The sequence below is a fragment of the Bacillus sp. NPDC094064 genome (assembly GCF_050279585.1).
Classification (GTDB): Bacteria; Bacillota; Bacilli; order Bacillales; family Bacillaceae_G; genus Bacillus_A.
In genome coordinates this window covers 222,816-240,815 of sequence record NZ_JBNNUI010000007.1, presented here as the reverse complement: position 1 = coordinate 240,815, position 18,000 = coordinate 222,816, and the positions used below count along the sequence as shown (strand labels likewise).

At 35.6% G+C, this 18,000-nt stretch carries 14 protein-coding genes and 4 pseudogenes; 6 read left to right on the top strand and 12 right to left on the bottom strand.

The window, feature by feature from the left end:
• The first annotated feature begins 32 nt into the window (after nucleotides 1-32).
• Nucleotides 33-338: a hypothetical protein gene (locus ACQKNI_RS17765; RefSeq protein WP_088232671.1), complete on the top strand. Its 306-nt coding sequence runs from the start codon at nucleotides 33-35 to the stop codon at nucleotides 336-338.
• A 135-nt stretch (nucleotides 339-473) separates the two neighbouring features.
• On the opposite strand, the gene ACQKNI_RS17760 is transcribed toward ACQKNI_RS17765, so the two are convergent.
• The 3 genes from ACQKNI_RS17760 to ACQKNI_RS17750 all read right to left on the bottom strand — a co-directional run bounded on the left by ACQKNI_RS17760 (nucleotide 474) and on the right by ACQKNI_RS17750 (nucleotide 3,576).
• Entirely contained in the window at nucleotides 474-1,565 is a 1,092-nt protein-coding gene (locus ACQKNI_RS17760) for a hypothetical protein (protein ID WP_088232672.1), read from the bottom strand.
• The gene (locus tag ACQKNI_RS17755) at nucleotides 1,562-2,752 is read right to left on the bottom strand and encodes a hypothetical protein (RefSeq protein WP_088232673.1); all 1,191 of its coding nucleotides are present in this window, start codon (nucleotides 2,750-2,752) and stop codon (nucleotides 1,562-1,564) included. Before ACQKNI_RS17755 ends, ACQKNI_RS17760 begins: the two co-directional genes overlap by 4 nt.
• Before the next feature lie 512 nt (nucleotides 2,753-3,264).
• Nucleotides 3,265-3,576 carry a YbjQ family protein gene (locus tag ACQKNI_RS17750; RefSeq protein ID WP_088232674.1) on the bottom strand — a complete coding sequence of 104 codons (312 nt, stop codon included), beginning with the start codon at nucleotides 3,574-3,576 and terminating at the stop codon, nucleotides 3,265-3,267.
• 205 nt (nucleotides 3,577-3,781) lie between these two features.
• Here ACQKNI_RS17750 and ACQKNI_RS17745 point away from each other — a divergent pair, with 205 nt between their 5' ends.
• A complete protein-coding gene (locus ACQKNI_RS17745) occupies nucleotides 3,782-4,246 on the top strand; it encodes a hypothetical protein (protein ID WP_098357205.1) in 465 nt (154 codons plus the stop codon).
• Between the two features lie 90 nt (nucleotides 4,247-4,336).
• On the opposite strand, the gene ACQKNI_RS17740 is transcribed toward ACQKNI_RS17745, so the two are convergent.
• The 7 genes and pseudogenes from ACQKNI_RS17740 to ACQKNI_RS17710 form a co-directional block, all read right to left on the bottom strand.
• On the bottom strand, nucleotides 4,337-5,458 hold the full coding sequence (locus ACQKNI_RS17740) for an S-layer homology domain-containing protein (protein WP_098357206.1): 1,122 nt from the start codon (nucleotides 5,456-5,458) through the stop codon (nucleotides 4,337-4,339).
• 294 nt (nucleotides 5,459-5,752) lie between these two features.
• Entirely contained in the window at nucleotides 5,753-6,385 is a 633-nt protein-coding gene (locus tag ACQKNI_RS17735) for a DUF6241 domain-containing protein (protein ID WP_098357207.1), read from the bottom strand.
• 412 nt (nucleotides 6,386-6,797) lie between these two features.
• Entirely contained in the window at nucleotides 6,798-8,537 is a 1,740-nt protein-coding gene (locus ACQKNI_RS17730) for an S-layer homology domain-containing protein (protein ID WP_427282563.1), read from the bottom strand.
• 156 nt (nucleotides 8,538-8,693) lie between these two features.
• Nucleotides 8,694-8,876: pseudogene (locus ACQKNI_RS17725) on the bottom strand (GMC family oxidoreductase); the annotation flags it as partial.
• A gap of 227 nt (nucleotides 8,877-9,103) precedes the next feature.
• Nucleotides 9,104-9,322 (bottom strand): annotated as a pseudogene (locus tag ACQKNI_RS17720) (DAK2 domain-containing protein); the annotation flags it as partial.
• Nucleotides 9,318-9,707 (bottom strand): hypothetical protein, encoded by a 390-nt coding sequence (locus ACQKNI_RS17715; protein WP_088232679.1) that lies wholly within the window; start codon nucleotides 9,705-9,707, stop codon nucleotides 9,318-9,320. The pseudogene ACQKNI_RS17720 and the gene ACQKNI_RS17715, both read right to left, overlap by 5 nt.
• A 192-nt stretch (nucleotides 9,708-9,899) precedes the next feature.
• Nucleotides 9,900-10,223, bottom strand: a pseudogene (locus ACQKNI_RS17710) (Rrf2 family transcriptional regulator); the annotation flags it as partial.
• Nucleotides 10,224-10,339: 116 nt separating this feature from the next.
• Here ACQKNI_RS17710 and ACQKNI_RS17705 point away from each other — a divergent pair.
• A complete protein-coding gene (locus ACQKNI_RS17705) occupies nucleotides 10,340-12,757 on the top strand; it encodes a collagen-like repeat preface domain-containing protein (protein ID WP_427282562.1) in 2,418 nt (805 codons plus the stop codon).
• A 128-nt stretch (nucleotides 12,758-12,885) separates the two neighbouring features.
• On the opposite strand, the pseudogene ACQKNI_RS17700 reads toward ACQKNI_RS17705, so the two are convergent.
• A pseudogene (locus ACQKNI_RS17700) lies at nucleotides 12,886-13,341 on the bottom strand (IS3 family transposase); the annotation flags it as partial.
• A gap of 473 nt (nucleotides 13,342-13,814) precedes the next feature.
• Here ACQKNI_RS17700 and ACQKNI_RS17695 point away from each other — a divergent pair.
• A complete protein-coding gene (locus ACQKNI_RS17695; protein ID WP_098252901.1) occupies nucleotides 13,815-14,273 on the top strand; it encodes a hypothetical protein in 459 nt (152 codons plus the stop codon).
• A gap of 143 nt (nucleotides 14,274-14,416) precedes the next feature.
• Here the strand turns inward: ACQKNI_RS17695 and dhaK are convergent, their stop codons facing one another.
• Nucleotides 14,417-16,168 (bottom strand): dihydroxyacetone kinase subunit DhaK, encoded by a 1,752-nt coding sequence (dhaK, locus tag ACQKNI_RS17690; RefSeq protein WP_427282561.1) that lies wholly within the window; start codon nucleotides 16,166-16,168, stop codon nucleotides 14,417-14,419.
• A 178-nt stretch (nucleotides 16,169-16,346) separates the two neighbouring features.
• On the opposite strand from dhaK, the gene dhaS reads away from it, so the two are divergent.
• Together dhaS and dhaQ are read left to right on the top strand one after the other, a co-directional pair.
• Entirely contained in the window at nucleotides 16,347-16,913 is a 567-nt protein-coding gene (gene dhaS, locus ACQKNI_RS17685; RefSeq protein WP_088232682.1) for a dihydroxyacetone kinase transcriptional activator DhaS, read from the top strand.
• Between the two features lie 19 nt (nucleotides 16,914-16,932).
• Entirely contained in the window at nucleotides 16,933-17,931 is a 999-nt protein-coding gene (dhaQ, locus tag ACQKNI_RS17680) for a DhaKLM operon coactivator DhaQ (RefSeq protein WP_427282560.1), read from the top strand.
• The last annotated feature ends 69 nt before the right edge of the window (nucleotides 17,932-18,000 follow it).

The following is an 18,000-nucleotide window of genomic DNA, read 5'->3' as shown; positions in this document are numbered from 1 at the left end:
AATTATATTAAAAGGTGAAAGGAGACTCTAACATGTGGTTACTTACAGCAATTGCGCCTGTTTTAATAGCCGGGGGAATTGTAGTATATGTGATTGGAAGGCTTAAACATAAATATAATAACGGCACCTTAGGTAAGAAAAAATCAAAAAACGCTCAAGTTTTATTAGATAGTCTCATACCAATGGGAATGCTGTTAGGGTGTTTAATCGGTATAATGCTCGACATATTTTTCCCGAATTATTCATTGTTTACAATTGGTTTAGGAGCTGGAATCGGCTATTTATTTGGTTTTTTCGCCTATGAATTTTATAGTAAGACAGGAAACAGTTATTCATAAATAGTTGTCATTCAGAAACAACAGATAAGGTGATAGAATATGGTGTTGTATATAAGATATGTAATACCCTTAACTTGAAAAGAAAAAATCCCCTCAAAGCATATACTTTGAGGGGCGACTGTAAGCGCAAAGACATCAATTTTTTTGAATTTGATGAATAAAATCCACTGAAATATTATGGTCTTTTGCATATTGATGAACCATTTTTAATATTTCTAGACTAACACCTAATAAAACAAACCAATCTTTCTCCTCTAATTGTAGTTCTTTTCCCATTCTTCTACCGTGTACTAAAGAATTTCTTACCTTATAGAACCATTCATCTTCCTTACTTTCGCCTTCAAAAGCCTCAATATTTCTAAGCTTTGTTGTTACTCTACTAGGCATATCCTGAAAGATCTTATTTATACTCGCTGATTCTGTAAACTTGTAACTCAACTGGCTTGTTACCATACTATACACATCGTCTAAATTTAACGTTGTCTCTAACTTCTTCTTAATTTCATTTATGTTATAAGCTCTATATAAATACTCTATACATCTATAAATATCCATAAAAACATCTTTATAATAAAGATTTATTAAACTTCTCACTAAAGCATTGTAATTTAAAGTTTCAAAGTTCAATGTGAAAATCTCTTTATATTGAACCAACGCTTCTTCACAATATCCTACACCAATTCCTTCTTTATTTTCACATAAAAAATAACCAGTTAAATTTATTAATGGCAGATCTGATTCGACATAACCTTCTTGAACTTTAAATAAATGAACAGATGGGAAATATTTCTTCACAACATCATATTCATGACCTGCATACCCTTCTGTATCACTACTCTCAAATAACAATTCATTTTCAATACTATATTTATCTGATGATTCCCTCGGTTGAATTGCTAGGTCACACACAATTCTAAAAAAGAATTCTTTTGTTACACTTTTCGGTATTAAAATTTCAGAGTAAAACTCAATATCTTTCTCAACACCAATAATAGCGAAGTATCTATCGTTATTTATCGAATCCTCAATTAAACAAGAAATAAGCCCATTTTCTAATCTAAAAAAATCTTTTACATAGAGACCATTACAACGGGCTTTTTCCTCATCATTCAAACTTATCCATCTAGGGGTATATAAATGAACTTCCCTAGGGTATTCATTCATAAGGTCATAAAATCCTTGAAAAATCAATTTATTCATACGGATAAAATTTGTCATGCGTTTCATTTTGAACCAGCTGCTCTCCAGCATGGAGTTAAGTTTTCAAGTTCAAATTTCTTATCTATTAATGTTTCAAATGCTTTATTAAAGAATTTCCTTTCAAAATCACCAATTCCTCTATTTACAGTTTTCATATACTCATTTAATGTTATGAAATCTATATACTCAATTAGTTCTTCTTCATTTTTCTCTTTTAATTTTTCAAAGTAATGCTCAAATAAGTCCATTAAATAAGTCGCTTTTTCATTTTGCTTTTCTTTTGAATACTCTTCTCCTGGGATACCAAAAATATATTGAGCAATTGCAGACATAAATCCTGCTTTTAACGTTTGACTACCAAATAAATCTTTCCCGCTCTTAAACTTCTCGTCTTCTACCACTTCAGAATCTAAAGTTAATTTGAAAACTATTTCATCAAATTGAATCATGATTTTCAAGAATTCAATAAATAGGTTATTTAATTGATTTTCAGATGTAACTCCAATAAAATCTAACTTAGTAAATTCGTCAGCTAATGCAGATTTTGTATCAACCTTCGCTTCCCTCGTACCAAATACTAAAAATAATTCTACTATCTTTTCAGCTTGATATTCACCAGGTTTTGTACGATTAGATGGATTCTCAACACTCAATAAAGTCATTGCTTCTACATGATCAGTTAGTTCTTTTATCAATGGGTTATATACAACTTCAATTTGTCTCTTTAAATTCCATGGCACTTGTCCAGTATTAAGTATTAACATTCTATAAAGTAAGCTATTTACATTCTTTGTAATCCAAAATTCCACTCGAATTTCTCTTTCTAACACATCTTCACTTTCTTCAATCGCTTCCATAATAGATGTCGTTCTTTGCATACCATCTATTATCGAAATAGTATTCGCGTCAGCAGCATTAATTAGTTCCTCTAGCTCTGCATACTCTCCCGCTTCATGCATTTTCTCAATTTTATTAAATCCCTCTTCCCCTACAACAATACCTACTACAACTGGAGGTAATATAGTACCTCTTACTATATCGGATTTCATTCGGTTTCTAATAGTAACGGCAGATTTCGTTTTTAAAGCAACACGTTGACCTTCAACATTGCCTTTTTGTGTATAAGCCGTTTCGATTATTCCTAAATATTCTTTAATTTGATAGGTCTTCATTAATGAAAAACAGTCTACTCTCAAGTCTTTCAAAACATCCATATTAATCTTCCTCCTATTTTATATTCACAAATGTCTCTTTTGGATTCTTTATAATTTATAATCAATTATTTTTAATTCATTTAAATCTAAGTATAACTCTTTTCTTCAATATTTTTAAATTACTCTCCTTCTTACAATTGCATTATTAGTGATTTTCTCTTATATATTTATTATGTATAACATACAATAAAATCTATTAAATATAATTATATATTTGTTATCTCTATATTGTGTAAAGATTTATATTGTCACATTAACCTCTTCACTATTCCTTTTTTACTTAAGGCAACAATTAACTCACATTTAAGACACCTTATTTTACTCAAATACTAAAGAGGAATTCAATATATAAATATCTCACCCCTCTCCCACGCTTCCCCCTCACTATCATAACCTAATTTTATATGATAATAATTCTCCTAGTTTAATTGCTGTGCGTTGAACAAATGATACATATTGTTTACAAAAAAATCCCCTCAAAGCATAAGCTTCGAGGGGATTTTTTTGTTTTCTTATATACGTACAGCTGTACCACTTACAGCAACCATTAACATTCCATCACGAACTACTTCGTAATCTACGTCAACACCAACGATAGCGTTCGCACCTTTTTGTTTTGCAAGTTCTTTCATTTCATTCATTGCAATATCACGAGCTTCCTTTAGTTTGCTTTCATAAGCACCAGAACGACCACCGACAACATCGCGAACTGAAGCAAATAAATCACGAACAATATTTGCACCCATAATAGCTTCACCATTTACAATATCAATATACTCAATAATTTCTTTACCTTGGATTCCAGACGTTGTTGTTACGATCATGACTGACACGCTCCTAATACATTGTAGTTTTTTTAATGCGTTTTCTTATGTCTTTATTATGACATGGAAAAAGTATCTAATCTATTGAATTACCTTACATGAATGTGACAATTTTGTAAGAATGAAATATTATTCTACCTATCTCTTACAATAACTACATTAATTGACAGAAAATTGTTATAATTAAATTGAAGGAGGGGATAAAATGAAGAAAATAACTTATATATGCGCCCTTAGCGTTCTATCTTTCACTTTAATCGGTTGCACAAGCACCTCAGCTACAAATAAAGCTTCACAAGCTAAGCAAGAACATACACAAACCATTCAATTAAACTCCGCAAATATTACAGACATTGAAATACTTAACACAAGCAATAATGATATTTCCAAATCTCAAACAGACAATGAAGAAATGATACAATCTATCGTTTCAGCAGTACAAAATGGCACCCCTAAAACAATCACATTAGATCAAAAAAAGAGAGCATCTGCTCATTCTACTATAACCGTTACATATAAAGATGACTCAAAAGAAGAGTTTCTTGTATGGGTTGATAATAAGGAACAAATTACGATTGCTAAAGATGAGAAAAAAGATAAAATTGATGGTGTAATATTGAATATTGAAGACGTTAAAATGATGAAGGATTTTTTTAAGAAAACATCTTAAAAGATGTCTTCTCTTTGTACATTAAAAAGGCCTACCTATTTCCCTAGGTGGGCCTTATCTTTATTACACAATATCAAAGTATACTCTCTTTTACTTGTTATGTATTTCAACACGCATTAGATCGCTACTAGAATTTTGCTTCTCTAAGCTTATCTCTATTTTAAGATTGTTTTTATTTATATCAAATTTACCTGTGCGTGTATTAGAAGCCACTATATTATCAATCTCTGTACTCAAATCTAAGTTTGGATTTATCATTGTGATCCACTTTTTCCCTAAATCCATTAATGCCTTATTACCTTGACCTCTATCAATTACAAAGTTAACAGTAAAGTTATTTTCATCATCACCCTCGACAGTGAAATTCCCATAAAATTCTGGAATCCCCTCTAATACCGGAGAGAATAAAACAACCTCTGAACCTGGACCGCCTATCGCTGCATACTTTAATTCCGCATTATATTTTGTGTTGATTTGAGTAACAAGATTTTGTGCTTCCTTAGATACAGATTTTTTCAGAACAGATGAGCTCTCCATCCAACCTTCATAATAATAAATATCATCGTCTGCTAACTCTTCCGGTATAGCTGTAGACTCTTTTTCTGATTTATTAATTGTATTGTATAAGAATTGCGCATATTGCTCACGAGTTACAATCTTGTAAGGTTCAAACATATTATCGCCCGTGCCAGCAGCAATTTCATTTTCTTGTAATGCGCTGATAGCATTTGTTGCCCAGTAATTTTTATTTACATCTTTGAACGTGGTAGTAGATGTCGCTTTTAAGTTAAAAGCCTTTGCTAATACAGCAGCCAATTGTTCGCGTGTTAAAATATTATCCGGACCAAATGTGCCATCGCCGAATCCACTCATAATACCTGCTTTACTAAGAGTTAAAATTTCGTTTTCAAACATATGACCTTTAGTATCAGTGAAAGTGTTTGGTGTATTAGGTTCATTTGCTGGATTCAAATAAAGATATATCATTCTAGCTACTTGTCCACGTGTAATACTATCACCAAAACCAAATATACCATTTCCATAACCCGCTACAATATTTTTCTGTTGTAAATCCATAATTGCTTTATAAGACCAGTGATCTTCAGGAACATCTTTAAATCCTAACGTGTTTTCTGCTTGCACATTTGTTAGAGGGATTAGTGTTGTTGATACAATAACTGTCCCTGCTAAGATGAGTTGTTTAAAATTCATAATTGAATCCCCTTATCCTTAAAATAATATATTGATAGAAAATACTGAAAACACCCTTTTCCATATTAACATATAAAAACGTTTGTTTCAGGTTAATTTTGGAAATATCCAAAGAGGATCTTTCTTAATATTTTCTCTCTTCATATAACCAATTTTCTTTATACAAGAAAACGAAAAACATACCAATCGCAACCGGGATAAAGTAAATTGAATCCGTTAAAATATATGAGTGAACCTTTATTTTTCTCCTTCTATATAAAGATGGAACTGTTATAAGCTTTGGTGGGAGTTTTACTACCCGTTATCGCGAGATGACTTTCCATATTCCCACTCTTTATCATGAATATATAATCCTTCTTGACCAAAGAAATGGAAAATAAACTCTTTTTCGTCACTATCAGTTTTTTTAGCTAGTTTAGATCCCTCCATAATTTGCTTTGTTCCAGAACGTAAATAATGAATTTCTCTAAAGTCTTCAACTGCAGATTCGAATTTTCCATCGTACCATTTGTTCAGAATAGATTCATATTTTGGTCTTTCATTATTATTAATAATATTTAAGTTATTTTTTAAGTATTGAATGTTTTCTTTCGTCATTTGGCATCGCCCTACATCACGGGTACCAGGAACATGAAGATTATTCCCATTGAATGTTAGTTTTTGTAAAGACATATGTATCATCATGTCATTTATATTTTGCTCGTTTTTGATTTCTCCAATCGACTGTGCCGCTTTAGATAATTCATCTTCACTTACTACATAACTATCTTTTTGTTGCTTTTGAACGGTTTGAACTTTCGTTTTTTCCTGAACATTTTCTTCTTGTTTAAATTTTGATTCAGTTGTAGTCTTCTCATTTGAGCTACAAGCAGCCATTCCCATAAGCAATGTACCGCATGTTAACACCGGAAGTAACTTTCGTTTCATTTTTTTCCGCCTATCTGTAGTAGTTATTTTCAATAGCTTTTTAAAATGTAAGATTTCTCATCTTATAGTAACAAACGATTCATTTTTACATTGTTATATTTTGTCGAAATATATAAAAAAAGAAAGCGCTTACTAACGTCAGGAGAAATCTTGTAACTTCTGTCATCTTATTTACTTCAGCAGTTATATGTATTTTTCTATCCATCCTGGCAATATTTAAGTGATTAACGTGACGTTAGTTCAATAAGTCAATGTATAATAAACGCTCAGAGCTTTTATGCCCTGAGCAATTTTAACGCTAATGATTGTGTATCTTGTTAATTCGAAAGCTAATTTTATTATTTATCCGCAAATTGCAATTTTGCACTTCAAAACCGAATCCGTGATCTTATGATAAGCGAGTTTTTCTTTCTTAGTACGTAAACGTAATCGTCACTAAAGAATATCCTTCTTTCGCATTATACGGCTCTGCTTTATAAGAAACTCGATTTGACCCTTTCGGATAACCGATTTCTCCAATTGCCTTTTTCACATCTTGCAGTGCACCATTCATTGATTGCTTATAAAGCACTTCAATTTTCTCTGGCTTTGCGCTATAACGCTGCTGCATTTTAGTTTTTAATTCATTGTAGTTATTTGCGATGTATTTATTTCCTAAATAGCTCAGCTTCGTGTCTTTTAATATTTGCTCATATACAGGAGTTTTCGTACTACCTGCCGCAATTTTATTTGTTAATGTACCATAATAATTCGTTGTAGCTTGCGGATAATCACTTCTGTTCCACTCATGATTTCTTGCAATTTGTTCATCTGATAAGTTGAAATATGAATACGTTACGCGGCCCTGCTCATCTGGCACTGGATCATCGAATGTCGTATCAAGGTGGTACCATTTATTTTCGATTTTCACTAAATTCCAAGCATGAGGTTGTCCGTCCCCAGTTCCTGTCACAAAATGATTTTCAATACCAGCTTCTTTTAATAATTGATAGGTTAATAGTGCGTAACCTTGGCAAACCGCAGAACGATTTACGAGTGCTTCATATGCTGTGTAAGCTTTATAAGACGTATCGTAAGAAACATGTTTTACGACATAATCATGAATCGCCTTCACCTTTTCGTGATCATCCATTCCAACTTGAGTAATAGAAGAAACGATCGCCTTCGCTTGTTGCATTACATATTCCGTTTGTTCTTTCGTTTCACGATATGTAATTTTTAGCGTAAATGTATAATTTCCAGGTGATCCAGAAAGTCCGTATGAAACATTCGATCTATTATAATTTGTATACTCATTTTTACTTGCCATTTCTTTGTATGCGTTAAAAAGTGTATTCATCACTTCTTGTGTATTACTATTTTTCGTTTTATACGGAAGTGTAATGTTCGTTTCGTATGCATTAATACGCGTTTGTACTTCCTCTTTAAACGCTGCTAATAACGCCGCATCCCCTGTATCTTGCCCCGCAACTTCAGGCTTTTTATATTTCAAAGTATTATATAAAAACTGTGCATATTGTTCACGTTTTACCACACTATATGGCTCAAATTTCCCTTCGCCTGTACCAGATGCAATCCCGTTTGACTGTACCGTACTAATCGCATTTCCGCCCCAAAAATCTTTTGGAACATCGCTAAATGTGTGGTTTTGTTTCGCCGAAAGATGAAAAGCATTTGTAAGAATTTGCGCCATTTCTGCACGATTCACAGGAGCTTTCGGTCTAAAATTCCCTTTCTCATCCCCTTTAAATACCCCTGCATTCGTTAACATTAAAATTTCCTCAGGGAACATCGTAGAGTTTTGGTTAATATCGCCATAAGGATTATTAAACTTAGATCCGTCTTTTAATATATAAAGAGAATTATTGCTACTAAACGTTCCACCTTGTTTATTCGGAAGCATAACACGATACACTAAAGCCGCTACTTGCTCCCTCGTCGCAACATCTCCAAAACCAAATATCCCATTTCCATAACCAGAAATAATATTTTTACTCGCTAAATCTTGAATCGCAGTATACGACCAATGTGATGTGGGCACATCAGAAAAAATGCCCGCCTCCGCAGCCTTCACATCACTGCCATTTGTATATAATAAAGCACCACCAATAAGTGATAATGATGTAATTGATTTTAATAGTTTTGTGTACATAATGTCTTCTCCCAATACGTCTTCTATTTTTTGTCGAAAAATCTAAAAGGCTATGCCAAGACACATTATACAATCAATAGTTTTTAGAGGATACATTAAATTTTAAAATATGCAAAAATTCATATTGTATATTTTATTGAGTTAACATAAAACCTCATTATCATTCGCTCGAACTTCTGCTACTGCAATAGAAGGACTGCTATTCTCCATATTCGTTCCCGCTTCAAGCACTAGCACGGATGTACATGTATCATCCGTTAATTTTTTAGCGATTACCCCTCCGGTAGTTCCCGCACCAATCACGATATAATCAAATTCATTTTCACAATGTGAAGACAAAATCAATAACCTCCTTAATTCATGATAGTATATTCAATGTGAAATAGACTGTTTTGCTTGTATGTTTATCTATGCTTGTCCAGCATAATTTGTCAGCATGTCTTAGTAACAGTTCTTGCGGATTTTTGTATATCGTATTGATGTGAAGTTAACGTAAACTACCATTACAGGATGAGAAATCAACTAAAAAAACCTTCCACCTAAAGGTAGAAGGGATCTTCTAATTCCTATCTCAAACTACTAGCAATCTCCGTAAAGATAACCCCAAGCGCATGCGCACCTGCATCTGGATATCCTAAACTTCTTTCGTCAACGGTACCAGCGCGGCCGATGCGAGCTACGATTTCTTTCGTATACTCTGCGCCTTTTTCAAAGGCAGTTTTTACGTCTACTTCGTTTCAGGCGCTGTCTAGCCAAGAGTCTACACATGGAGCAAGCGCATCAACAAACAAAAGTATATTCTGCATTTCTGAAAACAGTAGATGGCAGATTGTGACCTGCTGAATCTGCTAAGAAAGAATATACAAGAACATCCTTAACATCATCTTTATTTCCACTAATGATGACATCAAGGAAATCTTCTATTTGGAATTCTGGAGTAAACAACACAATCTTAGTTGTTCTGTTTGGTTCTAAAGAAACAAACGTACGAGAGATTTCAACTAATTCATTTTGAGTTGGGAAAAAAGTGTTTCGGCTTCTCTTAACAGTTACCGTTACATTACTAGTATGGCAGCGTGAATCATTGTTTAACATAATGTTGAGAGCAGTTGGAATAATCCCATTTTCAGAAACTGGAACTCGAAACACTCCAGTAGATTTATGAGCCATATAATCACATCCTTTCAAAATAAAATATATTTACAATATATTAAATGCAAAAAACGATCAGTTTGATAGGGACAAATTACCAATATGTGAAGAAATCAAATTGGCAATAGAAATAGACTTTAAACTAGACAAATAATAGTTGATTGATATTGTTAAAAAACAAAAAAACTCTAACTAATTCGTCATGGCGATTTAGTTAGAGTTTTTTTGTTTGAAGTATTCACGAGTATCTACCCTTATCTTTTCAGGTAAAACAATATCAAGTTCTTTATCTAACCATGCAAGAGTCTTTTTACGAAGAAACTCACGCATGTGTTCTTCTGCTTCAAGCATTACTAAGTTAATTGTACAAGAAGAATTGCTAGGTTCACAAGAATTGCAAGCCTCGGCCTCGTCTCGATATAGTAGACCATTCTGTACAATATTTTTACATTGAAAAATAGGTTTTGGACCTTCGACAGCTTCTATTACATCCAAAAAAGAAACATCTTCTGGATACTTAGCTAACCTATACCCGACCATTTTCCAACTCGTCTATAGGACAGCAAAAAACTGATTGACCACCCATTTTTGTGCGCAAATTGTGTATGTGCTCATAAGATAAACTGACTTAAAAGATGGAGGTTTATTTTATGAGGTTTAACAAAGATGATTGTAATAGATTTTGGCCTGCACTTCCCGTATCAAACGGTTCGGGCGATTCATGCTGTAACCCTGTTATTTTTACCAACGACCAAATACAGTCATTCATCACTTTATTGTCTTCATTAAATACTGCGCTTGCTAATTTTTTCAAAAATCCAAATACAACCACTGCAAGTGCACTAACAAGTATTTTACAATCTTTTTTCACATTACTACAAGGTGTTAACAACACACCTGAAACACAGTATGCGCTACAAATTTTACAGAAATTAATTGATACACTACAACAACCTAATTTACCTATAGAAACAATCGCTCAATTATCTCAACTCTTTTTGCAAGCAATCGCTTCTATTGTATCCAATTCTAATTTCCCCGCAAGCTCCTTATCTATTATCTTTCAAATACTCGTTAATGGGAACACGATTAGCATCCCTCCTGGGATTCCTCCAAGTATCCCAGTTTCCCCAACACAATCTTCACAGTTGGAACAATTGTTGGCTCAAATAACGTCTGCACTACAAAACTATATACAAAACCCAAATCCAGAAACAATAGCTAACTTACAACAAATTATTAATGGTTTTTTGTCTCTACTTTCTACATTTCCATCTAATCCACAAACAACATTTATAATTGAGTTATTACAAAATATTAATACATCGTTAGAAAATCCAAATACCTCTATCTCACAAATTTCTCAGTTATTCCAACAGTTTTTCAATGCACTTTCTTCATTCTTCCCAACACTTATTTTGGATCCGAATACATTGCAAATCCTTATTACTTCGTTGTTAGCAGCACTAAATGCTTCAACAGCTGGAGTTACAACAGGGCCACAAGGACCCCCCGGCCCGCAAGGTCCAGAAGGCCCAACCGGTCCTCAAGGCGTACAGGGGATTCAAGGAATTCCCGGTCCAATCGGTCCAACTGGGCCGCAAGGCGTGCAAGGTTTACAGGGGGCACAAGGTTTATTAGGTCCAACCGGTCCTCAAGGCGTGCAAGGAATTCAAGGCCCGCAAGGTTTACAAGGAATTCAAGGCGTAGCTGGACCAATTGGCCCAACTGGAATAGGTATTACTGGTCCAATCGGTCCAACTGGGCCTGCGGGTGGCGGAACAGGTGGCGGAATAGGACCAACGGGGCCAACTGGGCCAACTGGGCCTGCTGGCGGTCCGACAGGTCCAACTGGAGCGACAGGACCACAAGGAATCCAAGGCATACAAGGGCCGATAGGTCCTCAGGGTCCGGAAGGTACAACGGGTCCGCAAGGCGTACAAGGGATTCAAGGGCCTCAAGGCTTAGAAGGAGCCACTGGTCCGCAAGGCGTGCAAGGAATTCAAGGAATAGACGGTCCAATCGGTCCAACTGGTTCGCAAGGATTACCAGGTTCACAAGGGCCTCAAGGCCTACAAGGAATAACGGGACCCCAAGGGATAGAAGGCCCTCAAGGTCCGGAAGGCACAACTGGAGTAACTGGGGCCACCGGCTCACAAGGGATTCAAGGGATTCAAGGGCCTCAAGGAATTCAGGGTCCTCAAGGGATCCAAGGTCCCACAGGAGTAACTGGGGCCACCGGCTCACAAGGGATTCAAGGGCCTCAAGGAATTCAGGGGCCTCAAGGGATTCAAGGTCCCACAGGGGTAACTGGGGCCACCGGTTCACAAGGGATTCAAGGGCCCATAGGAGTAACTGGGGCCACCGGCTCACAAGGGATTCAAGGGCCTCAAGGAGTTCAGGGTCCTCAAGGGATAGAAGGCCCCACAGGAGTAACCGGAGCAACCGGCCCACAGGGCATCCAAGGCGTGCAAGGTCCTCAAGGAATTCAAGGCCCTCAAGGGATAGAGGGACCAACTGGTCTAACAGGCGCAACTGGTCCCACAGGTCCAGGATCAGGGGCAGTAATTCCATTTACCACAGTGAATACAACGACACTTAATACAAACGCATCCGGCGATTCAACCAATATTTTAATTGCTAATTTTGGCACACGTAGTCCTGCGTATGCACTTACAGGAAATACTTTTACCTTGCCGCCTGGGGATAATCAGTATAGTTTTACCGTACCTTATGATGCAACCTTAAAAAATATTTACGCAAACTTTGTAAACCTTGGCGCTTTTACACCCGCAGGAGATGTTTTTCCGTATATTGTAATTGCTACAGCACCATCAAACAGTAATACTTTTACTTTACTTGCTGCTACCGAGACAGAAGCTGCTACTCCATTTGTAGGAGGGACCCCTTATCCCGCTAATGTAGTGTTATCCGGTTCAACAACGGATATCAATGTTCTTATTTCAGCGGGAACAAGAATCGCTATTTGTTGCGCATTTAGAATTACAACACCTCCTTCAGCGCAAGGCTATTTGTTTTATTATTCAGGAGGGCTTTTACTTTCTTAAAAGTTCACGGCTATTGTCTCTAAAGTAAAAAGCTAAACATTAACATTAAGTAGATGTTTATCGATATTAAACAAAAGAGTCCTATTATTGGTCATCTCCCTGTCAAGTAGACAGTCATAAAAAGAGTATTATGCCACGGCCTTTTCCCGATATTCTATCGGGGAAAGGCCGTGAAGTTTTTCTTGGAATCTTTCTGTATTATAGAATTGGATATATTCCGGAATTGCTTCATAGGCCATTTCATATGTTTTTGAGCGCACTAAATACAACTTCTCTGTTTTTAAATGTGAGAAGAATGATTTAATACATGCATTATCAAAACAGTTTCCACATCTAGAATGACTCCCAATAAAACCCAACTTGTCTAACCGCTTTGCGTAGGCCCTTGATGTATATTGAAACCCTTGGTCTGAATGGAAAAGGGGCTTAGCTTTAGTAGTTAACGACCTTCTTTCTAATTGATCTAATGTAGTTAAAACTAAATCTAAATTATTTCTTGGAGATAGCTTCCAGGCAACAATTTCATTGCTATATAGATCTAACACAGCTGACAAATAGGCAAATTGTTCTCCAATTCTTAAATACCACAGATGTTTTTCTTCCATTAAGACTGAGTATATCAGAGGGGAAATAAATAGAAAAATCAAATGTTTGGCTACGCCAAACCGAAATTCATCTCCCACCTACCGCTAGACTATCGTCTTTCACACGCCCCAGGAAGGAGACTTCTTTCGGATAATGCGTTAAAGTTTGTATTATTAAAAATTAATAAAATTTGAATATTCTATTTTCTATCATATTGTATTACAATATGAATTGCTAAGGGACAAGATATTCTTTTTATAGAAGCTTCTGCTTACTTACCAGAAATAGAAAAATTCTGTTCCAAGTCTAACAATGCTCATCCTATATAACTACTAATACACGTAGTGTTGTAACTTTACATTTATAAATTTGCCGATAGGCTGATTAATAGATTATTAAATTTAATCTTTTGCTAGAGTTAAATACAATCAACTTTACATTCTAATTTAGAAATTATCAGGTGGTGTCGGTGATGTTTGAGTTTCTTTTAATTAAAGTCTTATTTACTATTTTCTTCATTAGCCTAATCGTGTTAATCAGTATAATATGGGCTAAAATAGAAAAATTCCTGGATGATACTGTATTTAAAAACGTTTCTGAGAAATCTAGATATACATTAACTATGATAATTGTCATGGTAGTCGAATTTGCTATCATAGTCATTACTTCATTCAATTGGGGATCTTCTATTATTGATACCCTCTTTTTCGGCAGTATTATTTTGTTCTGCTGCATATGGTTAATACCTTATTTTGTTACTCAGCAACAAAACGTTGCTAAAGTTATGGATAAGCATTTTAGTGGAGGAGTAAATTTAGGTGAAGTCCAAGTTCATCGTGCAAAACTTTCTGCATTTAATCTAGGAAGCATTGTATTTTCTATAGTTGGAATTATTGTGCCTATTTGTTACTACTTTAAATACTTTTTATAGAGGCTTATCAGTTCTTTTAATGTAGATGACATTATTCTCAATACAATAGGATCAATTATTGGAACATATTTCGCAATATACATATCAAAAAACAATATTAAGAAAATCCCCTCCACCATAAGGCAGAGGGGACTTTCTAATTCCTATTTCAAACTACCCGCAATCTCCGTAAAGATAACCCCAAGCGCATGCGCACCTGCATCTGGATATCCTAAACTTCTTTCACCTACTGTACCAGCGCGGCCCATGCGAGCTACAATTTCTTTCGTGTACTCTGCGCCTTTAACGGCTGCTTCTGCTCCTTTTTCAAAGGCAGTTTTCATGTCTTCTTCGTTTGAAGCGCTAGCTAACCAAGAATCTACACATGGAGCAAGTGCGTCAACAAGTGTTTTATCACCAACTACCGCTCCTCTTCCGAATGATCTTTCACCGATAGATTGTATACCTTGCAGTGCTCCTTGCAACATTTCAGCGAATTCTTTCACTGTTAGCTCACGTTTTTCGCCTGCTGCTTTACTAGCTGCGCGGAATGCACCGCCCCAAATTGGACCAGATGCGCCGCCGCAATGTTCCATAATAATCATGGAACAACCGTCAAGGAATGATCCGATCGTTACGTTTTCTTGCTCTACAATCGAATGCCACTCACGTTTTAATTGCTTAAATCCTTTTGCCACGCTCATTCCGAAGTCGCCGTCACCTGCATGTGTGTCTAACTCACAGAACGGTACTTCATTTTTAATAATAATGTCGCTCATTTTATCAACGAGATACATCATATTATTTAATGTAATAACATTATTTTTAATAACAGCGTGCTCTTCCGCCGTTTCTAGTTCAAAGGAAACTTCCTTCTCTTCTACCTCTTCAAGCACATTTACATACTCTACACTTTCAACTGGTCCATCTACTTTAAATGCTGGTGTATTACACTCTTTCGATAGTAATGTTTTTAACTCATCATCTAATTTCATTACTGTTAAAGACATACCAGCCATATCGATACTCGTCATATAGTTACCAACGAATACTCTATTGATTTTAATGTTTCTAGCAGCTAATTCTCTCGTAACGGCATTGTTAAATAAGTAAAGTTCTTGCAGTGGTGTTCCGCCAAAACCGTTAACTAAAAGTGCAATTTCTTCTCCATCTTTTACGCCTAAATCTTTTATTAAATCGTTTGTCATACGGTTAGCTAATTCATCTGCTGACATCGTTTTTTCACGCTTAATTCCTGGTTCACCGTGAATACCAACGCCGTATTCCATTTCATCTTCCGCAAGTGTGAAAGTAGGTGATCCACTCGCTGGAACTGTACAAGAAGTTAGTGCTAAACCGATTGTGCGTACGTTAGCCGCTGCTTTTTCTGCGATAGCTTTTACCGCTCCTAAATCCATACCTGCTTCCGCTGCTGCACCGGCAATTTTATGAACTAAAATAACGCCCGCAACGCCGCGGCGTCCTACTGTATACAGGCTATCTTCTACCGCAATATCATCGTCCACTTTTACGTAGTCAACTTCAATTCCATCTTCCGTCGCTAAATGCGCACCGTTCTTGAAATTCATAATATCGCCGCTGTAATTTTTAATAATTAATAACGTACCTTTTTTACTAGCTGTCTCTTTAATTGCTTGATATACCTGAATTTGTGAAGGAGAAGCAAACACATCTCCGCACACTGCCGCATCTAACATGCCTTTTCCGACTAATCCTGCATGTGCTGGCTCATGACCACTACCGCCGCCACTAATTAACGTTACTTTATTTTCGTTCATTTCTTTCTTCTTAATCACTTTATATTTTTTCAAAAGCTCAAGCTCTGGGTGAGCCATAACCATTCCGTTACACATTTCCATTACTAATGTTTCAGGTTTGTTTATAATCTTTTTCATTGTGCTTCTCCCTCAATTCCTTTAATATATTGTGATATATTTGAAATCTTCTTCTTACTACTCATGGTAAAATGAAAGCGTTTTATAGTAAACGGACAAAATGGACAATCTGTCTAAAGACACCGCTCTCATTTATGGGTAGGATTTTCATATTACTAACATTCTAGGGATGATTGAGATGACCTCTTCTATAATTTCTAAAAAGATAATCGCGAACTCATTGAAATATTTAATGGAAACAGAGTCGTTTCATAAAATATCAGTAAGCGATATTATGTTACACTGTCAAATGCGTAGGCAAACTTTTTATTATCATTTTAAAGATAAATTTGAACTATTAAGCTGGATTTATAGAGAAGAAACGAAAGAAAACATTATTGACTTTCTCGACTATGAAACATGGGAAAACATTTTCGATTTATTATTTGATTACTTTTATGAAAATCAAAAATTTTATCGAAATGCTTTTAAAGTCATCGAGCAAAACTCGTTCAATCACTATTTATTTGAGCATACGAAAAACTTATATATGAAAATTATTGATGAACTATCCGTGAGCTGTAAATTAACTCTTTCTATTGAAACGAAAAACACGATTGCCTCCTTTTATAGTCACGGCTTCGTCGGAACGATAAAAGATTGGATTGAAAGTAAATGCGAAGTAAATCCATCTATCATGTCTTCTCTCATGAAAAATATGATAAACAATCAATTACTACTATTACTGGAGCAATCAGCAAAGTAATTAAAGGGTGGCAAAAGCAATGAAAAAGATTATGAATGATGTACAAAATATCGTTCAAGATATGCTGCATGGCTTTTATTTTGAACATAACGACAAAGTAAATTACGACGAAACACATAACATCATTTATGTAAAAAATATCGAAAAACTGAAGCAAGACGTCGCTATTATAAGCGGCGGTGGTAGCGGACATGAACCTGCTGATATTGGCTATGTAGGAAAAGGAATGCTTACAGCGGCAGTAAACGGAAGCATCTTCACTCCACCTACAGTGGAACAAATCGCAAGAGCAACTCGCCTCATACCAAAAGATAAAAGTATACTATTCATCATCAAAAACTTTAAAGATGACGTAGCTAACTTTCTAGCGGCAGAACAAATCGCAAAAGAAGAAGGAAGAAAAATTGACCACATCATCGTAAATGACGATGTTTCAATTGAAGATGATGCTTCTTTTAATAAAAGAAGACGCGGCGTCGCTGGTACTGTTTTCGTTCAAAAAATAGTTGGTGCGGCCGCTCTTGAAGGCCATTCTTTAGAAGAACTAACAGCACTCGGCCGTTCTATCACTGAAAACTTACACACATTAGGAGTCGCCCTTTCACCTGCCAATGATCCAGTGAAAGGAAAAGCTTCATTTTCATTAAACGACGATGAAGTCTTTTATGGCGTCGGTATCCACGGCGAAAAAGGGTACCGTAAAGAAGCGCTATCCTCTTCTGAAATATTAGCGATTGAACTAATAAACAAACTAAAAAGCATTTACCGCTGGAGAAAAGGTGACAACTTCGCCATCCTCATTAATGGACTCGGCGCAACACCATTAATGGAACAATACATTTTCGCAAACGACATTCGCCGTTTGTGTGAACTGGAAGGATTGCAAGTTACATTCGTAAAGGTCGGTACGCTGTTAACTTCTTTAGATATGAAGGGTGTTTCGCTTAGTTTACTTAAGGTAGAGGACTTGGACTGGGTGAAGTGGTTGAAGGCTGATGCTCGAGTGGGTAATTGGTAAGTAAAATTATGATGATAAAAGCCTTTAGCTATAACGAGTTAAAGGCTTTTTGCAAATTGAAATATTGCA